Raw genomic sequence first — 22099 nt, forward strand, 5'->3', positions numbered from 1 at the left:
TCTATGACTTCAGCATGTTGCGCAGCACGAACTGCAGGATGCCGCCGTTGCGGTAGTAGTCGGCCTCGCCGGGCGTGTCGATGCGCACCACGGCGTCGAACTCGATGGCCTTGCCATCTTCCTTCGTGGCCTTCACGTGCACCGTCTTCGGGGTCTTGCCGCTGTTGAGCTCCTCGATACCGGTGATGTCGAAGGTCTCGGTGCCGTCCAGGCCCAGGCTCGAGGCGTTCTCACCCTCGGGGAACTGCAGCGGGATGACGCCCATGCCGATGAGGTTCGACCGGTGGATGCGCTCGAACGATTCGCAGATCACCGCGCGCACCCCGAGCAGTCGCGTGCCCTTGGCGGCCCAGTCACGCGACGAACCGGAGCCGTACTCCTTGCCGCCCAGTACCACCAGCGGGATGTTCTGCTCGGCGTAGTTCTGCGCGGCGTCGTAGATGAACGCCTGCTCGCCGCCCTTGGTGAAGTCGCGCGTGTATCCGCCGGACACGTCGTCGAGCAGCAGGTTGCGCAACCGGATGTTGGCGAACGTCCCGCGGATCATCACCTCGTGGTTGCCGCGACGCGACCCGAAGGAGTTGTAGTCCGCCCGGTCGACGCCGTGCTCGTCGAGGTACTTCGCGGCCGGGGTGCCCGGCTTGATGCTGCCGGCAGGGGAGATGTGGTCGGTGGTGACCGAATCACCCAGCAGCGCAAGGACTCTCGCGCCCGAGATGTCGCTGACAGACTCCGGCTCGGCGGGCATGCCGTCGAAGTACGGAGGCTTGCGCACGTACGTCGAGTCCTGGTCCCACTCGAAGGTGTTGCCGCTCGGCGTGGGCAGATTGCGCCACCGCTCGTCACCCTTGAACACGTCGGCGTAGTTCTTGGTGAACATCTCCTGGCTGATCGCGTTGGCGATCGTGTCGGTGATGTCGGACTGCGACGGCCAGATGTCGCGCAGGTACACCTCGTTGCCGTCCGAGTCCTTGCCCAACGGGGTGTTGTCGAAGTCGAAGTCCATCGACCCGGCCAGCGCGTAGGCGATGACCAACGGCGGTGAAGCCAGGTAGTTCATCTTCACGTCGGGGTTGATGCGACCCTCGAAGTTGCGGTTGCCCGAGAGCACGGCGGTGACCGCCAGGTCGTTGTCGTTGACGGCCTTGCTGATCTCCTCGGGCAACGGCCCGCTGTTACCGATGCAGGTGGTGCATCCGTAGCCGACGAGGAAGAAGCCCAGCTTCTCCAGATACGGCCACAGCCCGGCCTTGTCGTAGTAATCGGTGACCACCTGTGAGCCCGGGGCCATCGTGGTCTTGACCCACGGCTTGGTGGTCAGGCCCTTCTCGACGGCGTTCTTGGCCAGCAGCGCCGCCCCGAGCATGACCTCGGGGTTGGACGTGTTCGTGCAGGACGTGATGGCCGCGATGACCACCGCGCCGTGGTCGAGGACGAACTCGCCGTACTCGTCGGTCTTCACGGTGACCGGCTTGCTGGGCCGGCCGTCCGGCTCGGTGGCGGCGCTCTCGACGTGCGCAGGCGCCCCGTTGGACAGGAACTCGGTGTTGCGCACCGGGTCGCTGGCGGGGAACGTGTCGTCGATGGCCTCGTCGAGTTCGGAGTACTCCCCGTTGAGTTCGCCGTTCTCGACGTAGTCGGTGATGTCCCGGCGGAAGGCGGCCTTGGCTTCGTTGAGCGCGATGCGGTCCTGCGGACGCTTCGGGCCGGCGATGGACGGGACGACCTCCGACAGATTCAGCTCGATGTACTCGGAGTACTTGGGCTCACGCGACGGGTCGTGCCACATGCCCTGGGCCTTGGCGTAGGCCTCCACCAGCGCGAGCTGTTCCTCGCTGCGCCCGGTGAACCGCAGGTAGCTGATGGTTTCCTCATCGATGGGGAAAATGGCTGCGGTGGAGCCGAATTCGGGGCTCATGTTGCCCAGGGTGGCGCGGTTGGCCAGCGGCACCTCGGCGACGCCTTCGCCGTAGAACTCGACGAACTTGCCGACGACGCCGTGCTCGCGCAGCATCTGGGTGACGGTGAGCACCACGTCGGTGGCGGTCACGCCGGGCTGACGCTCGCCGGTGAGTTTGAAGCCGACGACGCGGGGGATCAGCATTGACACGGGCTGACCCAGCATGGCGGCCTCGGCCTCGATGCCGCCCACGCCCCAGCCCAGCACACCCAGGCCGTTGACCATCGTGGTGTGACTGTCGGTGCCCACGCAGGTGTCCGGGTAGGCGATGCCGTCGCGTTCCATCACCACCGGCGCCAGGTACTCGATGTTGACCTGGTGCACGATGCCGGTGCCGGGCGGCACCACCTTGAAGTCGTCGAATGCGCCTTGGCCCCAACGTAGGAACTGGTAGCGCTCGCCGTTGCGCTGGTACTCGATCTCGACGTTGCGCTCGAACGCGTCGGCGCGGCCGAACAGGTCGGCGATCACGGAGTGGTCGATCACCAGGTCGGCCGGTGCCAGCGGGTTCACCTTCTCGGGATCGCCGCCGAGGTCGGCGATCGCCTCGCGCATCGTGGCGAGGTCGACGATGCACGGCACGCCGGTGAAGTCCTGCATGACCACGCGGGCCGGGGTGAACTGGATCTCGATGCTCGGGTCGGCCGAGGGATCCCAGTTCGCGATGGCCTCGATGTGGTCCTTGGTGATGTTGGCCCCGTCCTCGGTGCGCAGCAGGTTCTCCGCGAGCACCTTGAGGCTGTAGGGCAGCTTGTCGGCGCCGGGCACGGCGTCGAGGCGGTAGATCTCGTAGCTCTTGTCTCCAACTTCGAGCGTGTCTTTTGCTCCGAACGAGTTCACGGATGAATTCGTGCTGCTCACATCAACTCCCGGCTTGATCAATTCGCCGCGGCGGGCTGTGCCGCGGCGCTCATACTCTAACAGTACGCTTGTCCTGTAAGTAATCCCAGGGCAGATGGGACGCCCCCTGGGTACCCGAGCGGCGACGACGAAACGCCCCGCCGCCCGTGTCGCGCTCGGGTGTGTCGCGCGGTCGCGTACCTTGCTTGTCGTGACCGGACCGCTCTGGATTCCGCATCTGCCGGCCTACATTCCGCCGGAGGTCGACATCGAGGATGTCAAAGCCGACGTCGCCGACGACGGGGTCAGCGTCCCGCCCACGGCGGAGGCCGACGTGCCGGCGCTGCGCGACGTCGTCAGCCAGGCGCGCGACGAGGGCATCGACCTCAAGATCGTCGTCATCGATTTCAATCCGCCGGTGGACACCCCGCTGCGCGATATCGCCACCGAGGTCGGCATGGCGTACCCGGGCTCGACGGTGTTGGCGCTGAGCCCGAGTTTCGTCGGCACCTACAGTCCGACCTTCGATCGCGTGACCCTGGAGGCCGGCCAGGACCTGGCCCGAACCGGCAACTCCGTGCAGTCGTCGAAGAATTTTCTCGGCGAGTTGACAACGCCGCACTTTCCCTGGACGCCATTCACCATTGTGCTCGTTTTGGCGGTGACTTTGGCGGTGGTGGGGACCCGAATGCTGCAGCGGTGGAGCAAACGGCAGGCGCCTGCAGAAACCGCCTCCGAACAGGTCTGATCGACTGCGGGCGGATATCCGGCCAACCAAGAGATAACCGTTTGATAACGCCGTTCGCAATTACATTGTTGTAATTTGTTACAAAAGTTTCTTCAGCGTCAGAAGTGACGTACGGTGCAATCGGCGCCGCATGTTGCAGTTGTTCTATTTGTGACTCCTGTGACGGCGCCGTGAAAGTGCCGACACGTTCGCGTGGAGCCTGAGGAGATTTGAATCGGATGAGACGCATCCCCGGCGGCGCCTCCGCTTCGCGGCTGTGCGCGGTGTCGTTGGCGTTCGGCATGGTCGTCACGACCCCACACCTGGCGCAGGCGCAACCCAAGAACAACGACGTCGCCCAACTCGTGATCGAAGTGGCCGACGTCAATCAGAAATTGCAGAACCTGGGCGCGGCGATCCAGACGCAACAGGAAAGCGTGAACAAGGCGATCCTGGACGTGGCCAACGCCCGCGACGCCGCTGCGGCGGCGCAGGGCGAAGTCGACGCCAGTGCCCAACGCGTCAAAGAGGCCGACGCCGCGATCGCCGCGGCGCAGCGCCGCTTCGACACCTTCGCCGCGGCGATGTACACCCGCGGCCCGTCGAGTTCGTATCTGACCGCGGCCGACCCGGCCGACATCCTCAGCACGGCCGCTGCCGGCCAGACCTTGTCGATCAGCTCGCAGAAGGTGATGTCCGACCTTCTCAAGGCCCGCACCGAACAGGTCAACAAGGAATCGGCCGCACGGCTGGCCAAGCAGCAGGCCGACGATGCCGTCAAGGCGGCCGAGTCCAGCCAGCAGGACGCCGTGGCAGCGCTCACCCAGGCGCAGCAGACCTTCCAGGCACAGCAGGCCGAGCTCGACCGCCTCTCCGCCGAGCGTGCCGAGGCGCAGGCCAAGCTGCGGCAAGCTCAATCACTGGCCGCGCCGTCGGCGCCCGCCCCGGCGGCCGCGCCGACCGGGTCGAGCACTTCGGCGGCCGGCAGTGCACCCGCCGGCGGTCCGGCGCCGGGCGGCGCCAACCCGGACTGGGACGTCGATCCGGCCACCGGCAACCGCGAGACCGCCTGGGACATGACGCTGCCGCAGATCCCCAGCGCGTTCGTCAGCGGCGACCCGATCCAGATCATCAACGCGGTCATCAAGATCATCACGACGTCGTTCGAGATCACCCAGAACCTGGGCCGCAAGTTCCTGCAGAGCCTGGGCCTCCTTCCGACGCCGACCGGCATCACCAACGGCGCCATCCCGCGGGTCTACGGCCGGCAGGCCACCGAGTACATCATCAAGCGCGGCATGTCGCAGATGGGTGTGCCGTACTCGTGGGGCGGCGGCAACGCGGCCGGCCCGAGCCGCGGCATCGACCGCGGCGCGAACACCGTCGGCTTCGACTGCTCGGGCCTGATGCTCTACATGTTCGCCGGTGTCGGCATCAAGCTCGACCACTACTCCGGCTCGCAGTACAACGCGGGCCGCAAAGTCCCGTCGTCGGAGATGCGGCGCGGCGACATGCTCTTCTGGGGCCCCAACGGCAGCCAGCACGTCGCGATGTACCTGGGCGACGGCCAGATGCTCGAAGCCCCCTACACCGGTTCGGTGGTCAAGATCTCGCCGGTGCGCACCAGCGGTATGACCCCGTTCGCCGTCCGAATGATCGAGTGGTGATCGTCTGTTGCGTCGTCTTGTCCTGTCCCTGATCGCAGCCGCTGCCGTGCTCATCGGCACGGCGGTACCCGCGGGCGCGCAGCCCGAGGCCGGCCAGTGGGATCCGACTCTGCCCAAGCTCATCAGTGCCGGCGCCCCGGGCGACCCGTTGGCGATCGCCAACGCGTCGCTGGCCGCCACGGCCCAGGCCACCCAGGTCACGATGGACCTCGGTCGCAAGTTTCTGCAGACCATCGGCCTGGCACCCAAGGATGCGCCGGCCACCGTGGCCCCGGGCTTCGTGCGCGGTCCGGCGGCCATCGAGTACGTCATCCGCCGCGGCGGCAGCCAGATGGGCACGCCGTATTCGTGGGGCGGCGGCAAGCCGACCGGACCCAGTCGCGGCATCGACTCCGGCGCCAACACCGTCGGCTACGACTGCTCGGGCTTCACCCAGTTCTCGTACGCCGGCGTCGGGGTGCTGATCCCGAAGTACTCCGGCGACCAGTACAACACCGGCCGCAAGGTGCCGCTGTCCCAAGCCAAGCGCGGCGACCTCCTGTTCTGGGGTCCCGGCGGCAGCCAGCACGTCGCGATCTACCTGGGCAACGGCAAGATGCTGGAGTCCTCGGGCAGCGCCGGCAAGGTCACCGTGAGCCCGGTCCGCACGGCGGGATTGCAGCCGCACGTCGCCCGCATCATCGAATCCTGAGCGCCACCTGAGCCTGCGCTGAGCGCGGCTGGTGAAAGCCGCTGCGGCAGACGGCGCGCCGCCGGGCGGCGTCGACGGATGCCGACCCGCCTGGAATAGTTGACGACGAGCGCTCGGCCCGATCGGCCGGCGCCTGAGCACACCGACATGTACTGCACATGTGGAAGGAACGTTGATGACCTCACCGAGTGGGCCGTCCCAGGGCGCTGGCGGATATCCCGGACAGGCCCCGTCGCAGGGCCCCTCCGCCGGTGCGCACGCCGCCGCGGCCCCGCCACCGTCGGGCCAGCCGCAGTCCAACGGACTGCAGAACGAGGTACACACCCTCGAGCGGGCCATCTTCGAGGTCAAGCGCATCATCGTCGGCCAGGACCAACTCGTCGAGCGGATGCTCGTCGGCCTGCTGGCCAAGGGGCACGTGCTGCTCGAAGGCGTGCCCGGTGTCGCCAAGACGCTGGCCGTCGAGACGTTCGCCAAGGTCGTCGGCGGCACCTTCGCGCGCATCCAGTTCACCCCCGACCTGGTGCCCACCGACATCGTCGGCACCCGGATCTACCGACAGGGCAAAGAGGAGTTCGACATCGAGCTCGGGCCCGTGGTGGTCAACTTCCTGCTCGCCGACGAGATCAACCGCGCGCCCGCCAAGGTGCAGTCGGCGCTGCTGGAGGTCATGGCCGAGCGCAAGATCTCCATCGGCGGCCGCACGTTCCCGCTGCCCAGCCCGTTCCTGGTGATGGCCACCCAGAACCCGATCGAGCAGGAGGGCGTCTACCAGCTGCCCGAGGCGCAGCGCGACCGCTTCCTGTTCAAGCTCAACGTCGACTACCCGTCGCCGGAGGAAGAGCGCGAGATCATCTACCGGATGGGCGTCAAACCCCCGGAGCCCAAAGCGATCCTGACCACCAACGATTTGCTGCGCCTGCAGGACGTCGCGGCCAACACGTTCGTCCACCACGCGCTGGTCGACTACGTCGTGCGCATCGTCACCGCCACCCGTGAGCCGGAGAAGTTCGGTATGCCCGACGCGAAGGCGTGGATCGCCTACGGCGCCTCGCCGCGCGCGTCGCTGGGCATCATCGCCGCATCGCGCGCGCTGGCCCTGGTCCGGGGACGCGACTATGTCATCCCGCAGGACGTCGTGGAGATCATTCCCGACGTGCTGCGTCACCGGCTGGTGCTGACCTACGACGCGTTGGCCGACGAGATCTCGTCGGAGACGGTGGTCAACCGCATCCTGCAGACCGTGGCGCTGCCTCAGGTCAACGCCATTCCGCAGCAGGGTCACGCGGTGCCGCCGGTGGTTCCGTCGGCGGCGGCTGCGGCGAGCCGCTGACCCGCCGAGGCCTGGAGTGACTTCACCTTCCGAATCCTCGGACCGGCCGCGTCGCGGCGTGGACCTGCCGTCCCTGCAGCGCGGCGAGATCCGCGACCCCGCGCTGACCGCCGCGTTGCGCAAGCTCGAGTTGACGGTGCGCCGCAAGCTCGACGGGGTGCTGCACGGCGACCATCTCGGTCTGCTGCCCGGGCCCGGCTCGGAGCCGGGGGAGTCGCGCGCCTACCAGCCCGGCGACGACGTCCGCCGCATGGACTGGTCGGTCACCGCGCGCACCACCCAACCCCACGTCCGGCAGATGATCGCCGACCGCGAACTCGAGACCTGGCTGGTGGTCGACATGTCGGCCAGCCTGGACTTCGGTACCGCGGGCTGTGAGAAGCGCGACCTGGCCGTCGCCGCGGCGGCGGCCATCGCATTCCTCAACAGCGGCGGTGGAAACCGGTTGGGCGCCATCATCTCCAACGGCAACGAGATGCGCCGGGTACCGGCCCTGTCGGGACGAATGCACGAACAGGAGCTGCTCCGCGCCATCGCCACGACCCCGCGGGCGCCGGTCGGCGTACGCGGTGATCTCGCCGCGGCGATCGACGCGCTGCGCCGGCCCGAGCGTCGTCGTGGGATGGCGGTCATCATCAGCGACTTCCTCGGGCCGATCAACTGGATGCGCCCGCTGCGGGCCATCTCCGGCCGCCACGAAGTCCTGGGCATCGAGATCCTCGACCCCCGCGACGTCGAACTGCCGGCGGTCGGAGACGTCGTCCTGCAGGACACCGAGACCGGCCGGACCCGTGAGTTCACCATCGACGAGCAACTGCGTGCCGACTTCGCCCAAGCGGCCGCCGCCCACCGCGCCGACGTGGCCCGCACGCTGCGCCGCTGCGACGCCCCGCTGCTGACGCTGCGCACCGACCGGGATTGGATCGCCGACGTGGTGCGCTTCGTGGCGAGCCGCCGGCGCGGCGCCCTGGCTGCCCGATAGAAACGAAAAGACAACTAGCACATGACTTTACCGTTTTTCGGACCGATGTCGCTGACGGGGTTCGAACACCCCTGGTTCTTCTTGTTCTTCATCGTGGTGATCGGGCTGATCGCGCTCTACATCGTGGTGCAGCTGGCTCGTCACAAGCGGATGCTGCGCTTCGCGAACATGGAGCTGCTCGAGAGCGTTGCCCCCAAACGGCCCAGTCGCTTCCGTCATCTGCCCGCGACGCTGCTGATCCTGTCGCTGGTGTCGTTCACCATCGCGATGGCCGGCCCCACCCATGACGTACGCATCCCGCGCAACAGGGCGGTGGTGATGCTGGTGATCGACGTGTCGCAGTCGATGCGCGCCACCGACGTCGCCCCGAACCGGTTGAATGCCGCGCAGGAAGCCGCCAAGCAGTTCGCCGACCAGCTCACCCCCGGCATCAACCTCGGGTTGATCTCCTACGCCGGCACCGCGACGGTGCTGGTCTCACCGACCACCAACCGCGAGTCGACCAAGAACGCCATCGACAAGCTCCAGCTGGCCGACCGCACCGCCACCGGTGAAGGCATCTTCACCGCGCTGCAGGCCATCGCCACCGTCGGCGCGGTCATCGGCGGCGGCGACGAACCGCCGCCCGCCCGAGTCGTGCTGATGTCCGACGGCAAAGAGACGGTGCCGTCGAACCCGGACAACCCGAAGGGCGCCTACACCGCGGCCCGGACGGCCAAGGACCAGGGTGTGCCGATCTCGACGGTGTCGTTCGGCACGCCCTACGGCTACGTCGAGATCAACGATCAGCGCCAGCCCGTTCCGGTCGACGACGAGATGCTGGCGAAGATCGCCGAACTCTCCGGTGGCGAGGCGTTCACGGCGTCGAGCCTCGAGCAGCTCAAGGCCGTCTTCACCGACCTGCAGGAGCAGATCGGCTTCGAGACGATCAAGGGTGACGCGAGCGTGGGTTGGCTGCGCCTGGGCGCGCTGGTACTGGCCGGCGCGGCGCTGGCCGCGTTGCTGATCAACCGGCGACTGCCCAACTAAGGCGATTTCTTAAGAACACGGCGCAACGACTAAGTTGGCGGTCATGACTTCAACGGAGAGCAGCGCCGAGGAATCCGTGGGCGGCCGTCCCGCCTTCGTGTCGCGTTCGGTGCTGGTGACCGGCGGCAACCGTGGCATCGGTCTGGCGATCGCGCAACGCCTGGCCGCCGACGGCCACAAGGTCGCGGTCACCCACCGTGGGTCCGGCGCCCCGGAGGGCTTGTTCGGCGTCGAGTGCGACGTCACCGACAACGCGGCCGTCGACCGCGCCTTCACCGAGGTCGAGGAACACCAGGGCCCCGTCGAGGTCCTGGTGTCCAACGCCGGCATCTCCAAGGATGCGTTCCTGATGCGCATGACCGAAGACCGGTTCGAAGAGGTCATCAATGCGAACCTCACCGGGGCGTTCCGGGTCACTCAGCGCGCGTCACGCAGCATGCAGCGCAAGCGATTCGGCCGGATCATCTACATCGGCTCGGTCTCCGGCATGTGGGGCATCGGCAACCAGGCCAACTACGCCGCGGCCAAAGCCGGTCTGATCGGCATGGCCCGCTCCATCTCGCGGGAACTGTCCAAAGCCAACGTCACCGCCAACGTGGTCGCGCCCGGCTACATCGACACCGAGATGACCCGCGCGCTCGACGAGCGCATCCAGAAGGGCGCGCTGGACTTCATCCCGGCCAAACGCGTCGGGACCGCCGAAGAGGTCGCCGGGGCGGTCAGCTTCCTGGCGTCAGAGGACGCGAGTTACATCGCCGGCGCGGTGATCCCCGTCGACGGCGGCATGGGCATGGGCCACTAACCAGTAAGGACTTTCACAATGGCAGGCATTCTCGAAGGCAAGCGGATCCTCGTCACGGGGATCATCACCGACAGCTCGATCGCGTTCTACATCGCCAAGGTCGCCCAGGAGGCGGGCGCAGAGATCGTGTGCACCGGATTCAACCGGATGCGCCTGATCGAGCGCATTCTCGACCGGCTGCCGTCGAAGCCGCCGCTGCTCGAACTCGACGTGCAGAACGAAAAGCACCTGGACACGCTCGCCGACCGCGTCACCGAGGTGATCGGCGAGGGCAACAAGCTCGACGGCGTCGTGCACTCGATCGGTTTCATGCCGCAGACCGGTATGGGCATCAACCCGTTCTTCGACGCGCCGTACGAGGATGTCTCCAAAGGCATTCACATCTCGGCGTATTCGTATGCCTCCCTGGCCAAGGCGGTGCTGCCCATCATGAATCCCGGCGGCGGCATCGTCGGCATGGACTTCGACCCGACGCGCGCCATGCCCGCCTACAACTGGATGACCGTCGCCAAGAGTGCGCTGGAGTCGGTGAACCGGTTCGTCGCCCGCGAAGCGGGCAAGGTCGGGGTCCGCTCCAACCTTGTTGCCGCAGGCCCCATCCGGACGCTGGCGATGAGCGCGATCGTCGGCGGAGCGCTCGGTGAGGAAGCCGGCGCCCAGATGCAGCTGCTCGAGGAGGGCTGGGACCAGCGGGCTCCGTTGGGATGGAACATGAAGGATCCCACCCCGGTCGCCAAGACGGTGTGCGCCCTGCTGTCGGACTGGCTGCCCGCCACCACGGGCACCGTGATCTTCGCCGACGGCGGCGCCAGCACCCAGTTGTTGTAGTGAGCTGACATGTCTTCCCCCGCCCCGTCGTTCGACGCCCTGCTGCTGTTGTCGTTCGGCGGACCCGAAGGACCGGACCAGGTCATGCCGTTCCTGGAGAACGTCACCCGCGGCCGGGGGATACCGCGCGAGCGGCTGAAGTCCGTCGCCGAGCACTACCTGCATTTCGGCGGCGTGTCACCGATCAACGGGATCAACCGTGACCTGATCACCGCGATCGAGGCCGAACTGGCCCGCCGCGGCCGGGAACTGCAGGTCTACTTCGGCAACCGCAACTGGGACCCGTTCGTCGAGGACACGGTGAAACAGATGCGCGACAACGGTGTTCGTCGTGCAGCGGTGTTCGCCACCTCCGCATGGGGCGGCTACTCGGGCTGCACCCAGTACCAGGAGGACATCGCCCGCGCCCGGGCCGCCGCAGGACCGGGCGGGCCCGAACTGACCAGGCTGCGCCAGTATTTCGACCACCCGCTGCTCATCCGGCTGTTCGCCGATGCCATCGCCGAGGCGGCCGCCCAGTTGCCTGCCGAGGTGCGCGCCGGTGCCCGCCTGGTGTTCACCGCCCATTCGATCCCGTTGCGCGCCGCGTCCAGATGCGGACCGGATCTCTACCAGCGGCAGGTCGCCCACGCTTCGGCCCTGGTGGCACAGGCCGCCGGCTTCGCCGACTACGACCAGGTGTGGCAATCGCGATCCGGGCCGCCGCAGGTGCCGTGGCTGGAACCCGACGTCGGCGACCACCTCGAGTCGTTGGCACGCAGCGACGTCGAGGCTGTGATCGTGTGCCCGATCGGATTTGTCGCCGACCACATCGAGGTGGTCTGGGATCTGGACAACGAGGTGGCCGAGCAGGCCGCCGAGGCCGGGATCGCCTACGCGCGCGCACTGACTCCGAACGCCCACCCGCGCTTCGCCCAGCTGGTGGTCGATCTGATCGACGAGCTGGAGAACGGCTCGGCCCCGTTGCGCGCAGGCGATCCCGAAGTGGTGCCGAGCTACGGCTGCACGGTCAACGGAGCACTGTGCACTCCTGCTTGCGAGGCGTGAAACCCTAACTGCGCCAAGCGGAATGCAGGATCGCATCGACTGCGGCCAGCCGCGCCGACCGGACCACGGAGATCAACGGCCGCAGCGCGTCGCCGGCCAGCTGAACCTCCGAGGAGCTCTGCAGCCCACTCGGGATGAGCCCCGAACTCACGGTGATGATCGCGTCGACGTGCGCGGCGTTCTCCAGCACCCGCACCGCGCGGGTAGGCGCGTGATCGGGAATACGGTGCACCAGAACGGATTCGAGTACCTGCTCGACCAGCATGCGGGGATCGGCGACCTCGCTGCCGGAAGCGCCGGCCCGTAACGTCCCGAGCGCGTCGGCCGCGCTGCGCACCGCGTCTCGCAGCTGGTACTCGGCCTCGCCGAGCTCCACGTGCGGGGTATGTGCGACGTGCTCGAGCGAGTACACCGTCCACGACAACGCCGACAGTTCGACCTCGAACTCGTCGTCCGCCTCGAGGTCAGGGTCAGCGGGATATTCGAAGTCGGGCACCAGCCCCACCGCGCCGTGCGGATTCGTCACCAGGATCGCTTCACCCGCGGTGATCGCATCGCGGCCGAACTGCGTTCCCGGCGGTATCCCGCGAACATCCCCGGGAATGGGTAGGGCCACCGAGATCGCGGGGCCCGACGTGCCCCGGCCGGCGGCGGTCCGCATGGTCTGCAGCAGCGAAACCGCGCCCGCATCGTCGAGGTCAGGCCACGCCAGACCGGTTCGCTCCGCAGCGGTCGAATCGTAGGCGGTCACCGAATGCTTTGGCGCCCATTGAGATAACGCATCCAGCACATCGTCGGGCGCGGCGGCACCGGCCAACCACGAGTTGGCCCACACCGACAGCGAAACACTCGGACACCACATGATGGCTGCAGTGTAGTTGTTGACCGCCCGCAGGGCCGGTTGCGCGTAGGCTGAGTCACATGCCCGTTGCGCTGATCTGGCTGATCGCAGCCCTTGCGCTCGCCGGTGCCGAAGCCCTCACCGGCGATCTTTTCCTCCTGATGCTCAGCGGGGGTGCGCTCGCCGCCGCGGCCACCAGCTGGCTGCTGAACTGGCCGATCTGGGCCGACGGTGCGGTGTTCGCGCTCGTATCGGTGCTGCTGTTGGTTGCGGTTCGGCCCGCGCTGCGTCGGCGGCTGCAATCCGGTACCGGCCTGCCCGAGCCGGTCAAGGCGCTCGAGGGCCGCAGCGCGCTGGTGCTCGACCGGGTGGGCGCCCACAGCGGTCAGGTCAAGCTCGACGGCGAGGTCTGGACGGCACGACCCCTGAACGAGAACGATGTCTTCGAACCGGGCGACCAGGTGACCGTCGTGCACATCGACGGCGCCACCGCGAAGGTCGTCAAAATCGACTAGCAGAAGGAGCCCGTCGTGGATGGTGCCGTCGCAGGACTGATCCTGCTGGCCGTGCTGGTTCTGTTCGCAGCGATCATCGTGGCCAAGTCGGTCGCGCTGATCCCGCAGGCCGAGGCAGCGGTGATCGAACGGTTGGGCCGCTACAGCAAGACGGTGTCGGGTCAGCTGACGCTGCTGCTCCCGTTCGTCGACAAGATCCGCGCCAGGGTGGACCTGCGCGAGCGGGTGGTGTCCTTTCCGCCGCAGCCGGTGATCACCGAGGACAACCTGACGGTGCAGATCGACACCGTGGTGTACTTCCAGGTCACCAACCCGCAGGCCGCGGTGTACCAGATCAGCAACTACATCGTCGGTGTCGAACAGCTGACCACCACCACACTGCGCAACCTGGTCGGCGGCATGACGCTGGAGCAGACGCTGACCTCGCGGGACCAGATCAACACCGCGCTGCGTGGTGTGCTCGACGAAGCCACCAACCGCTGGGGCCTGCGCGTCGCCCGCGTCGAGTTGCGCAGCATCGATCCACCCCCGTCGATCCAGGACTCGATGGAAAAGCAGATGCGCGCCGATCGCGAGAAGCGCGCCATGATCCTGACCGCCGAAGGCAACCGCGAGTCCGCGATCAAGCAGGCCGAAGGTCAGAAGCAGGCGCAGATCCTGGCCGCCGAGGGTGCCAAACAGGCCGCCATCCTGTCAGCCGAAGCCGAGCGGCAATCCAGGATCCTGCGCGCCCAGGGTGAACGGGCCGCCCAGTATCTGCGCGCCCAAGGTGAAGCCAAGGCGATCGAGAAGACCTTCGCCGCGATCAAGGCCGGCCGGCCCACCCCCGAACTACTGGCCTACCAATATCTGCAGACGCTGCCGGAGATGGCCAAGGGGGAAGCCAACAAGGTGTGGGTGATCCCCAGCGACTTCGGTACCGCGCTGCAGGGTTTCACCAAGTTGCTGGGCGCACCCGGCGAGGACGGCGTGTTCCGCTACACCCCCTCACCGGTCGACGACGCTGCGGCGGCCGACGACTCCGACGAGGTCGCCGACTGGTTCGACACCCAGACCGATCCGGCGATCGCCCATGCGGTCGCACGCGCCGAAGCCGAGGCGCGCTCACCGGTCGAGGGACCCGGCCTGCTGTCGTCGACGCCACCGCCGGTGCAGCTGGGCTCCTCGACACAGCAGCAGCCGGCCGACAAGCCCGCGGAGTAGTGCCGTGGCCGCGCTGAACTCGACCCGCACCTACGCCGCGCTGGCGGCCATCCAGGCGCTCGACGCGGCCGCGTGCGTCGGACCCATCGCGCCGATCGAAGACGCGCTCACGAGCGTCCGGCTGCCCAAGCGGTTCTGGCCGGTGCTACCGGTGGTGAAGGCAGCGTCGGCGGTGGGTCTGCTGTCGGTGTTTCGCTATCCGACGCTCGCGCGCGTGACGACGTTCCTGCTGACCGTTTACTTCGTGCTGGCGGCCGGGTCGCATGTGCGAGCCCGGGACTGGAGTCCCGGGTTGGTGGCGTCGTCGTCGTTCCTCGTGCTCTACGCCGCGCTGACGGCGAAAGGCCCGGCGGAGGTCTAACTCAGCGAGCCGCATCGCGACTCGGTGTCAGCCCGGCGGTGACTGCGCAGCTCGAAGGCCAGCCCGGCGATGCCGATGCCGGCCGTGCACACCGAGATCAGGACCAGCAGCGGATTGACCCGCCCGGTCAGTGCGTCGCCGAGGATCACGACCGCTGCGGTGCCGGGAAGCAGGCCCGCCAGGGTGGCCACCGTGTACGGGAGCAGCCGCACCGCCGAGGCGCCCGCCGCATAGTTCAACACCGAGAACGGCACGGCCGGGATCAACCGCATCGCCATGACCGCCGCCCAACCACGCTGGCGGAGCCGGGCGTCGAGTGCATCGATCCGGGGGTGGTCGGGGAGCCTGCTCAGCTGCCATCCGGCCGCCCGCACCAGCACCACGGCGATGACGGCGCTGACCGTGCTGGCGGCCACCGCGATCGGGATGCCGATGTACGGACCGAACAGCAGACCCGCGGCCAAGGTGAACGCCGTGCGTGGAAACGGGAACACCGTGACGGCGACGTGCGCGGCCAGGAACGCCAGCGGAAACCAGGCGCCGACCGATGTCGCCCAGTCCCGCAGCTGGATCGCAGTGGGGAGCGGAACCCACACCGCAACTGCGACGAGAATCACAATGCCGGTCAAACCGGCCGCCAGCCGCGTCCGCGGTACTGCTGCGACGGTGGTCACCACTGCCGCGCCGACGGTGCGCAACGTGCTGACGACGGGTTTCACGACTCCATACCTTACGGGGAGCGCAGGCGGAAACAGGTGCCGGCGAAGGCCCGCGTCGGGCGACCGGCATTCACTACCGCCAGACCCATCATTTAGCCTGATGGCGTGCAGAAACCCAGCGCCGGCGCTGCCGGGGGAGTACTCGATTCCGATCTCGACCGCTGGCGCTCCGCGGTGGCGGGCGTGCTGGCCAAGTCCACGCGGCGAGACCCCGCCGATCTGCCCGCCGAACCGGAACGGCTGCTCGATTCTGAGACCTATGAGGGCTTCGCCATCCGGCCGCTGTACACCCGCGTCGACGAGTTGGCCGAACCGCCCCTGCCGGGGCGCTGGCCGTTCACCCGCGGCGGGGACGCCCTGCGCGACGTCAAGGCGGGTTGGAAGGTCGCCGAACTCTTCCCGGTCGACGACGCCGGTGTCGACCAGGCCAACGGTGCGGTGCTGCTGGGGCTGACCGAAGGCATCAGCGCACTGATCCTGCGGATCGGCGACCACGGTCCCGCGCGGCCCGGAGTCCTGCCCACCGAGCTGCGCCGGCTGCTCGACGGGGTTTTCCTGGATCTGGTGCCGGTCATCGCCGACATCGCCGGTGACGGCGCCACGCTGCGCGCGACGATCGACGAACTGCTGGCGCTGCTGGCCGACTTCGACGACGACCAGCGCTCGCGACTGTCGATCGATCTCGGCGCTGATCCGCTGACCGCGGCGCTGGTCGGCCGGGTGACGCCCGTGCTGTCCGAGGTCGTCGAGGTGGCGCGCAGCGTCGGCGACTACGCCGGGCACGTCCGCACCATCACCGTCGACGGCCCGACGCTGCACGACCTCGGCGCCAACGCATCCTGGGAACTCGGTGCGGCAGTGGCCGCCGGTGTGGCCTACCTGCGTGCGCTCACCGATGCGGGCCTGTCGGCCAAGGATGCGCTCGCGCAGATCAGCTTCCGGTTCTCCGTCGACGACGACCAGTTCCTCGGCATCGCCAAACTGCGTGCCGCCCGCCAACTCTGGGCCCGGGTCGCCGAGGTGCTCGGTGAGCCCGCGGCCGGCGCGGCAACTGTGCACGCCGAAACCTCGCTGGCCATGATGGCCCGGCGCGACCCCTGGGTGAACATGTTGCGTACCACGGTGGCCGCGTTCGCCGCGGGAGTGGGCGGTGCCGACACCGTGCAGGTCCATCCTTTCGATGTCGCCATCGACGGCGGATTCCCGGGCACCGCGCGCAGTTTCGCGCGCCGCATCGCCCGCAACACGCAGCTGCTGCTGCTCGAGGAGTCGCACCTGGGGCAGGTGCTCGACCCCGCCGGCGGATCGTGGTTCGTGGAGGATCTCACGCGCCGGGTCGCCGAGCAGGCGTGGTCGCACTTCCAGGACATCGAAGCCGCAGGCGGATTCGGCGCGGCCGGCGGATTGATCACCGAACGCATCGCGGAGGTGGCGAACAGCCGTTCCGGTGACATCGCCCACCGCCGGACTGCGCTGACCGGCGTCAACGAGTTCCCCGACCTCGGGGAAGCGCCGCTCCCGCAAGGCGATCCACTGCCGGACGTGCACCGCTACGCCGCGGCGTTCGAAGCGCTACGTGACCGTTCGGACACGTTCCTGGCCGACAAGGGTTCCCGCCCCAAGGCGCTGCTGCTGCCGCTGGGACCGTTGGCCGAGCACAACATCCGAACCACCTTCGCGGCGAATCTGCTTGCAGCCGGCGGAATCGAAGCCGTCAATCCGGGACCGCTGCAGGCCGACGGCGTCGCCGCTGCGGTCGCCGACGCCGGCGTCGACGACGTCGCCGTCATCTGCGGTACCGACGCCCGGTACGCCGACGAGGTCGCGGGTGTGGTCGACGCGGCGCGTGCCGCCGGTGTGCGCCACCTGCTGCTGGCCGGACCGGAGAAGGCGGTCGCCGAGGCCGCGACCAAACCCGACGGCTATCTGACCGCGAAGATCGATGCGGTCGAAGCTCTGGCGGACCTGCTGACCCGATTGGGGGCATGACATGACTGCAACCGAACCCCGCAAGATCGACAGCTTCGCCGAGGTCTCGCTGTACGGGGGCGCCGAGACACCGGCGCCGACCCCCTCGGAGGCCGCAGAGCTGTTCGAGGCGGCCGCGACCACCCACGGGTACACCGCCGAACAGCTGACGTGGGAGACGCCGGAGGGCATCGACGTCAAGTCGATCTACCTCGGCGCCGACCGTGATGACGTCGTGCAGGCCGGCTACCCGCTCGACAGCGTGCCCGGCGAACCGCCCTTCGTGCGCGGCCCCTATCCGACGATGTACGTCAACCAGCCGTGGACCATCCGGCAGTACGCCGGGTTCTCCACCGCCGCGGAATCCAATGCGTTCTACCGGCGCAACCTCGCCGCCGGTCAGAAGGGTCTGTCGGTGGCGTTCGACCTGGCCACCCACCGCGGGTACGACTCCGACCACCCCCGGGTGGCGGGCGACGTCGGCATGGCCGGTGTGGCGATCGACTCCATCCTCGACATGCGTCAGCTCTTCGACGGAATCGACCTGTCCGCGGTGTCGGTGTCGATGACGATGAACGGCGCGGTGCTGCCCATCCTCGCGCTGTACGTGGTGGCCGCCGAGGAACAGGGTGTGCCTCCGGAGAAGCTCGCCGGGACCATTCAGAACGACATCCTCAAAGAGTTCATGGTCCGCAACACCTACATCTACCCGCCGAAGCCCTCGATGCGGATCATCTCCGACATCTTCGGCTACACCAGCGCGAAAATGCCGAAGTTCAACAGCATTTCGATCTCCGGCTACCACATCCAGGAAGCCGGGGCCACCGCCGACCTCGAGCTGGGCTACACGCTGGCCGACGGGGTGGAGTACATCAAGGCCGGGCTGGACGCCGGGCTGGACATCGACAAGTTCGCCCCGCGGCTGTCCTTCTTCTGGGGCATCGGGATGAACTTCTTCATGGAGGTCGCCAAGCTGCGCGCCGGCCGCCTGCTGTGGAGCGAGCTCGTCGCGGAGTTCGGCGCGAAGAACCCCAAATCGCTGTCCCTGCGCACACATTCGCAGACCTCAGGCTGGTCGCTGACCGCCCAGGACGCGTTCAACAACGTCGCCCGCACGTGCATCGAGGCCATGGCCGCCACCCAGGGCCACACCCAGTCGCTGCACACCAACGCCCTCGACGAGGCGCTGGCCCTGCCGACCGACTTCTCCGCGCGCATCGCGCGCAACACGCAGCTGCTGCTGCAACAGGAGTCGGGCACCACCCGGCCGATCGACCCGTGGGGCGGTTCGTACTACGTCGAGTGGCTCACCCATCAGCTGGCCGACAAGGCGCGGGGCCACATCCGGGAGATCGCCGAACACGGCGGCATGGCGCAGGCGATCAGCGACGGCATCCCCAAGCTGCGGATCGAGGAAGCCGCCGCGCGCACGCAGGCGCGCATCGACTCCGGTCAGCAGCCGGTCATCGGCGTCAACAAGTACCAGGTGGACGAGGACCACGAGATCGAGGTCCTCAAGGTCGAGAACAGCCGTGTCCGGGCCGAGCAGATCGCCAAGCTCGAGCGGCTGCGCGCCGAACGCGATGACGCCGCGACCCAGGCCGCGCTGGCCGAATTGTCCCGCGCCGCAGCCGCTTCCGGCACCGCCGGAGAAGACGGCCTCGGCAACAACCTGCTGGCCCTGGCCATCAACGCAGCGCGGGCGAAGGCCACCGTCGGCGAGATATCCGACGCGTTGGAGAAGGTCTACGGCAGGCACCAGGCCGAGATCCGGACCATCGCCGGGGTGTACCGAGACGAGGTGGGGATGGCCAGCAACGTCAGCAGCGCAACCGAACTGGTCGAGAAGTTCGCCGAGGCCGACGGCCGGCGTCCCCGCATCCTGGTGGCCAAGATGGGCCAGGACGGTCACGACCGCGGACAGAAGGTCATCGCGACCGCGTTTGCCGACATCGGGTTCGACGTCGACGTGGGCTCGCTGTTCTCCACACCGGACGAGGTCGCCCGCCAGGCCGCCGACAACGACGTGCACGTCGTCGGGGTGTCGTCGCTGGCGGCGGGACACCTGACGCTGGTGCCCGCACTGCGTGACGCGCTGGCCGAGGTCGGCCGGCCCGACATCATGGTCGTGGTCGGAGGTGTCATTCCGCCCGGCGACTTCGACGAGCTCTACGCGGCCGGGGCCACGGCGATCTTCCCGCCCGGCACCGTGATCGCCGACGCCGCGATCGGGTTGCTCAACAAACTCGCCGACCGCCTCGGCTACAGCTTGAGCTAGATGAGCCGGCCGGTCAGCGAACTCGCCGCGGCGCTCCGCGGTCGGGACCGCTCAGCGTTGGCGCGCGCCATCACGCTGGTGGAGTCGACGCGTCCCGACCATCGGGAGCGCGCTCAGGAACTGCTGCTGGAACTCACCGACGACGCCGGCAGCGCGCTGCACGTCGGCATCACCGGTGTTCCGGGCGTCGGCAAGTCCACGTCGATCGAGGCGCTGGGCATGCATGTCATCGAGCGCGGACACCGCGTCGCGGTGCTGGCGGTGGACCCGTCGTCGACGCGGACGGGTGGCTCGATCCTGGGCGACAAGACCCGCATGGCGCGGCTGGCGGTCCATCCCGATGCGTACATCCGGCCGTCGCCGACCTCCGGCACGCTGGGCGGCGTCGCGAAGGCCACCCGCGAGACCATCGTGCTGCTCGAAGCTGCCGGTTACGACGTCATCCTGGTCGAGACCGTCGGTGTCGGGCAGTCCGAGGTGACCGTGGCGAACATGGTTGACACGTTCGTGTTCCTGACCTTGGCGCGCACCGGTGACCAGCTCCAAGGCATCAAGAAGGGTGTGCTCGAGCTCGCCGACATCATCGTGGTCAACAAGGCCGACGGCGCACACGCCACCGAGGCCAAGGCCGCGGCACGGGAACTCAGCGGCGCGATCCGGTTGATCTATCCGCGCGAGACGCTGTGGCGCCCACCGGTCTTGACCATGAGTGCGCTCGAGGGCACCGGGCTGGCCGAGCTGTGGGAGACCGTCCTCAGGCACCGCGATGTGCTCACCGAAGCCGGCGAGTTCGAGGCCCGCCGCCGGGCCCAGAACGTCGAGTGGACGTGGTCGATGGTGCGGGACACGGTGCTCGACCGGGTGCTGTCGAGCCCGGGGGTGCGGGCGATCCGCGGCGACGTGGAGCGCCAGGTGCGCGACGGAACGCTCACTCCGGCACTTGCTGCGCAGCACCTGCTCGATGCGGTGGAAGCCCCTCTGACGTCCGCCGACTAACGAATCGATAACTCTCGTTTTGTTAGCCGCGTCACAGGGTAGATTGACCTCATTGTGACAGGCGTCAATAATCTCCCGCGCGGGGTCCGCGGCGCTGCGGACCCCAACTTCATGCTCGCCGTGCGGGCCTTCGCCCAGATGTTCCCGTACAAGCGGCTCGGCGGCGGCGCTCTGTCGGTCTATCTGGATGGCGAGTGCGTCGTCGACGTCTGGGCGGGGTGGGCCGACCGCCGCGGAAAGAGGCGCTGGGTCGCCGACACCGCGCCCATGGTCTTCTCCGCGACCAAAGGGGTCGCCGCGACCGTCATCCACCGCCTGGCCGACCGCGGGCTGATCGACTACGACGCGCCGGTCGCGGAGTACTGGCGCGAGTTCGGCGCCAACGGCAAGTCCACGATCACCGTCCGCGACGCACTGCGGCATCGGGCCGGACTGTCTCAACTCAACGGCGCCGACAAGACACATCTGATGGATCACCTGGTGATGGAGGAGCGGCTGGCCGCGGCACCGGCCGGCTGGCTGCTGGGCAGGCCGGCCTACCACGCCTTCACCTTCGGGTGGTTGCTCTCGGGTCTGGCGCGCTCGATCACCGGGCTGGGGATGCGGGACCTCATCCGCTCCGAGGTGGCGGCTCCGTTGAACACCGACGGTCTGCACCTGGGACGCCCGCCGGCCGAGGCGCCCACCCATGCCGCGAGGATCATCGGACCCCAGACCCGGCTGCAGAACCCGGTCTTCAACCTCGTCGCACCGCGCATCGCGGCGTTGCCCTTCTCCGCCGGTTTCGGCGCCATGTACTTTCCCGGAGTGAAGTCCTTCGTCCAGGGCGACACACCTCTGCTGGACGGGGAGATCCCGGCCGCCAACGGCATCGCCACCGCGCGTGCCTTGGCGCGGATGTACGGCGCGATCGCCAACGGCGGGCGGATCGACGGCACGCAGTACCTGTCCAAGGAGACAGCCGCGGCACTGGTCGGTCGGCGCAGTCTGCGTCCGGACCACAGCATGGTGATGCCGCTGTCCTTCCATCTCGGCTACCACGGCCTGCCCATCCCCGGCCTGATGCCCGGCTTCGGGCACGTCGGACTCGGCGGCTCCCTCGGATGGGCGGATCCGCGGACCGGGCTGGCGTTCGGGTTCGTGCACAACCGACTGCTGACCCCGCTGGTTGTCAGCGATCAGGCCGGGTTCGTCGCGACGGCGTCACTGATCCGGCGTGGCGCTGCCGCGGCCCGCCGCAACGGTTATCGCGCGGTGCCGGAGTTCGGGGCGCCGTACGCCGACATCACCGCCACCGCGGTGTGAGCCCGGG

Annotated in this window: 19 protein-coding genes; 16 read left to right on the forward strand and 3 right to left on the reverse strand. The window is 68.2% G+C overall.

Annotation, left to right across the window (positions count from 1 at the left end; translation table 11 throughout):
- Position 1: 1 nt before the first annotated feature.
- Positions 2-2821 carry an aconitate hydratase gene (locus tag ACQI46_RS11180; RefSeq protein WP_427094055.1) on the reverse strand — a complete coding sequence of 940 codons (2820 nt, stop codon included), beginning with the start codon at positions 2819-2821 and terminating at the stop codon, positions 2-4.
- Positions 2822-3011: 190 nt separating this feature from the next.
- Between ACQI46_RS11180 and ACQI46_RS11185 the strand changes: the two genes are divergently transcribed.
- From ACQI46_RS11185 to ACQI46_RS11225, 9 genes are all read left to right on the forward strand, one after another.
- On the forward strand, positions 3012-3548 hold the full coding sequence (locus tag ACQI46_RS11185; protein WP_427094056.1) for a DUF6676 family protein: 537 nt from the start codon (positions 3012-3014) through the stop codon (positions 3546-3548).
- 209 nt (positions 3549-3757) lie between these two features.
- A complete protein-coding gene (gene ripA, locus ACQI46_RS11190; protein WP_427094057.1) occupies positions 3758-5194 on the forward strand; it encodes an NlpC/P60 family peptidoglycan endopeptidase RipA in 1437 nt (478 codons plus the stop codon).
- 4 nt (positions 5195-5198) lie between these two features.
- Entirely contained in the window at positions 5199-5885 is a 687-nt protein-coding gene (gene ripB, locus ACQI46_RS11195; RefSeq protein ID WP_427094214.1) for an NlpC/P60 family peptidoglycan endopeptidase RipB, read from the forward strand.
- A 175-nt stretch (positions 5886-6060) separates the two neighbouring features.
- On the forward strand, positions 6061-7218 hold the full coding sequence (locus tag ACQI46_RS11200; protein WP_427094058.1) for an AAA family ATPase: 1158 nt from the start codon (positions 6061-6063) through the stop codon (positions 7216-7218).
- 58 nt (positions 7219-7276) lie between these two features.
- On the forward strand, positions 7277-8200 hold the full coding sequence (locus tag ACQI46_RS11205) for a DUF58 domain-containing protein (RefSeq protein ID WP_427094215.1): 924 nt from the start codon (positions 7277-7279) through the stop codon (positions 8198-8200).
- A gap of 21 nt (positions 8201-8221) precedes the next feature.
- Positions 8222-9229 carry a VWA domain-containing protein gene (locus tag ACQI46_RS11210; RefSeq protein ID WP_427094059.1) on the forward strand — a complete coding sequence of 336 codons (1008 nt, stop codon included), beginning with the start codon at positions 8222-8224 and terminating at the stop codon, positions 9227-9229.
- A gap of 43 nt (positions 9230-9272) precedes the next feature.
- Positions 9273-10031, forward strand: coding sequence for a 3-oxoacyl-ACP reductase FabG1 (gene fabG1 / locus ACQI46_RS11215; RefSeq protein WP_427094060.1), 759 nt, complete (start codon positions 9273-9275; stop codon positions 10029-10031).
- Positions 10032-10049: 18 nt separating this feature from the next.
- Positions 10050-10859 (forward strand): NADH-dependent enoyl-ACP reductase InhA, encoded by an 810-nt coding sequence (gene inhA / locus ACQI46_RS11220; protein WP_427094061.1) that lies wholly within the window; start codon positions 10050-10052, stop codon positions 10857-10859.
- 9 nt (positions 10860-10868) lie between these two features.
- Complete coding sequence (locus tag ACQI46_RS11225; RefSeq protein WP_427094062.1) at positions 10869-11906, forward strand: ferrochelatase; 1038 nt, start codon at positions 10869-10871, stop codon at positions 11904-11906.
- Positions 11907-11910: 4 nt separating this feature from the next.
- Here the strand turns inward: ACQI46_RS11225 and ACQI46_RS11230 are convergent, their stop codons facing one another.
- A complete protein-coding gene (locus ACQI46_RS11230; RefSeq protein WP_427094063.1) occupies positions 11911-12768 on the reverse strand; it encodes a hypothetical protein in 858 nt (285 codons plus the stop codon).
- Positions 12769-12827: 59 nt separating this feature from the next.
- Here ACQI46_RS11230 and ACQI46_RS11235 point away from each other — a divergent pair, with 59 nt between their 5' ends.
- From ACQI46_RS11235 to ACQI46_RS11245, 3 genes are read left to right on the forward strand one after another with little or no spacing between them, the layout of a single operon-like run.
- Positions 12828-13262, forward strand: a complete 435-nt coding sequence (locus tag ACQI46_RS11235) for an NfeD family protein (RefSeq protein ID WP_427094064.1) — start codon at positions 12828-12830, stop codon at positions 13260-13262.
- Between the two features lie 15 nt (positions 13263-13277).
- Entirely contained in the window at positions 13278-14465 is a 1188-nt protein-coding gene (locus ACQI46_RS11240) for an SPFH domain-containing protein (RefSeq protein WP_427094065.1), read from the forward strand.
- A 4-nt stretch (positions 14466-14469) separates the two neighbouring features.
- On the forward strand, positions 14470-14826 hold the full coding sequence (locus ACQI46_RS11245; RefSeq protein WP_427094066.1) for a DoxX family protein: 357 nt from the start codon (positions 14470-14472) through the stop codon (positions 14824-14826).
- Here ACQI46_RS11245 and ACQI46_RS11250 read toward each other — a convergent pair.
- Entirely contained in the window at positions 14823-15545 is a 723-nt protein-coding gene (locus ACQI46_RS11250; RefSeq protein ID WP_427094067.1) for a TVP38/TMEM64 family protein, read from the reverse strand. The genes ACQI46_RS11245 and ACQI46_RS11250 overlap by 4 nt on opposite strands.
- A gap of 105 nt (positions 15546-15650) precedes the next feature.
- Between ACQI46_RS11250 and mutA the strand changes: the two genes are divergently transcribed.
- The 4 genes from mutA to ACQI46_RS11270 all read left to right on the forward strand — a co-directional run bounded on the left by mutA (position 15651) and on the right by ACQI46_RS11270 (position 22092).
- The gene (gene mutA / locus ACQI46_RS11255; RefSeq protein ID WP_427094068.1) at positions 15651-17534 is read left to right on the forward strand and encodes a methylmalonyl-CoA mutase small subunit; all 1884 of its coding nucleotides are present in this window, start codon (positions 15651-15653) and stop codon (positions 17532-17534) included.
- Position 17535: 1 nt separating this feature from the next.
- Complete coding sequence (gene scpA, locus ACQI46_RS11260; RefSeq protein WP_427094069.1) at positions 17536-19791, forward strand: methylmalonyl-CoA mutase; 2256 nt, start codon at positions 17536-17538, stop codon at positions 19789-19791.
- Entirely contained in the window at positions 19792-20787 is a 996-nt protein-coding gene (gene meaB / locus ACQI46_RS11265) for a methylmalonyl Co-A mutase-associated GTPase MeaB (RefSeq protein WP_427094070.1), read from the forward strand. It begins immediately after the preceding gene.
- A gap of 111 nt (positions 20788-20898) precedes the next feature.
- On the forward strand, positions 20899-22092 hold the full coding sequence (locus tag ACQI46_RS11270) for a serine hydrolase domain-containing protein (RefSeq protein ID WP_427094216.1): 1194 nt from the start codon (positions 20899-20901) through the stop codon (positions 22090-22092).
- The last annotated feature ends 7 nt before the right edge of the window (positions 22093-22099 follow it).

The organism is Mycobacterium sp. SMC-4, from assembly GCF_050205565.1.
Lineage (GTDB): Bacteria > Actinomycetota > Actinomycetes > Mycobacteriales > Mycobacteriaceae > Mycobacterium.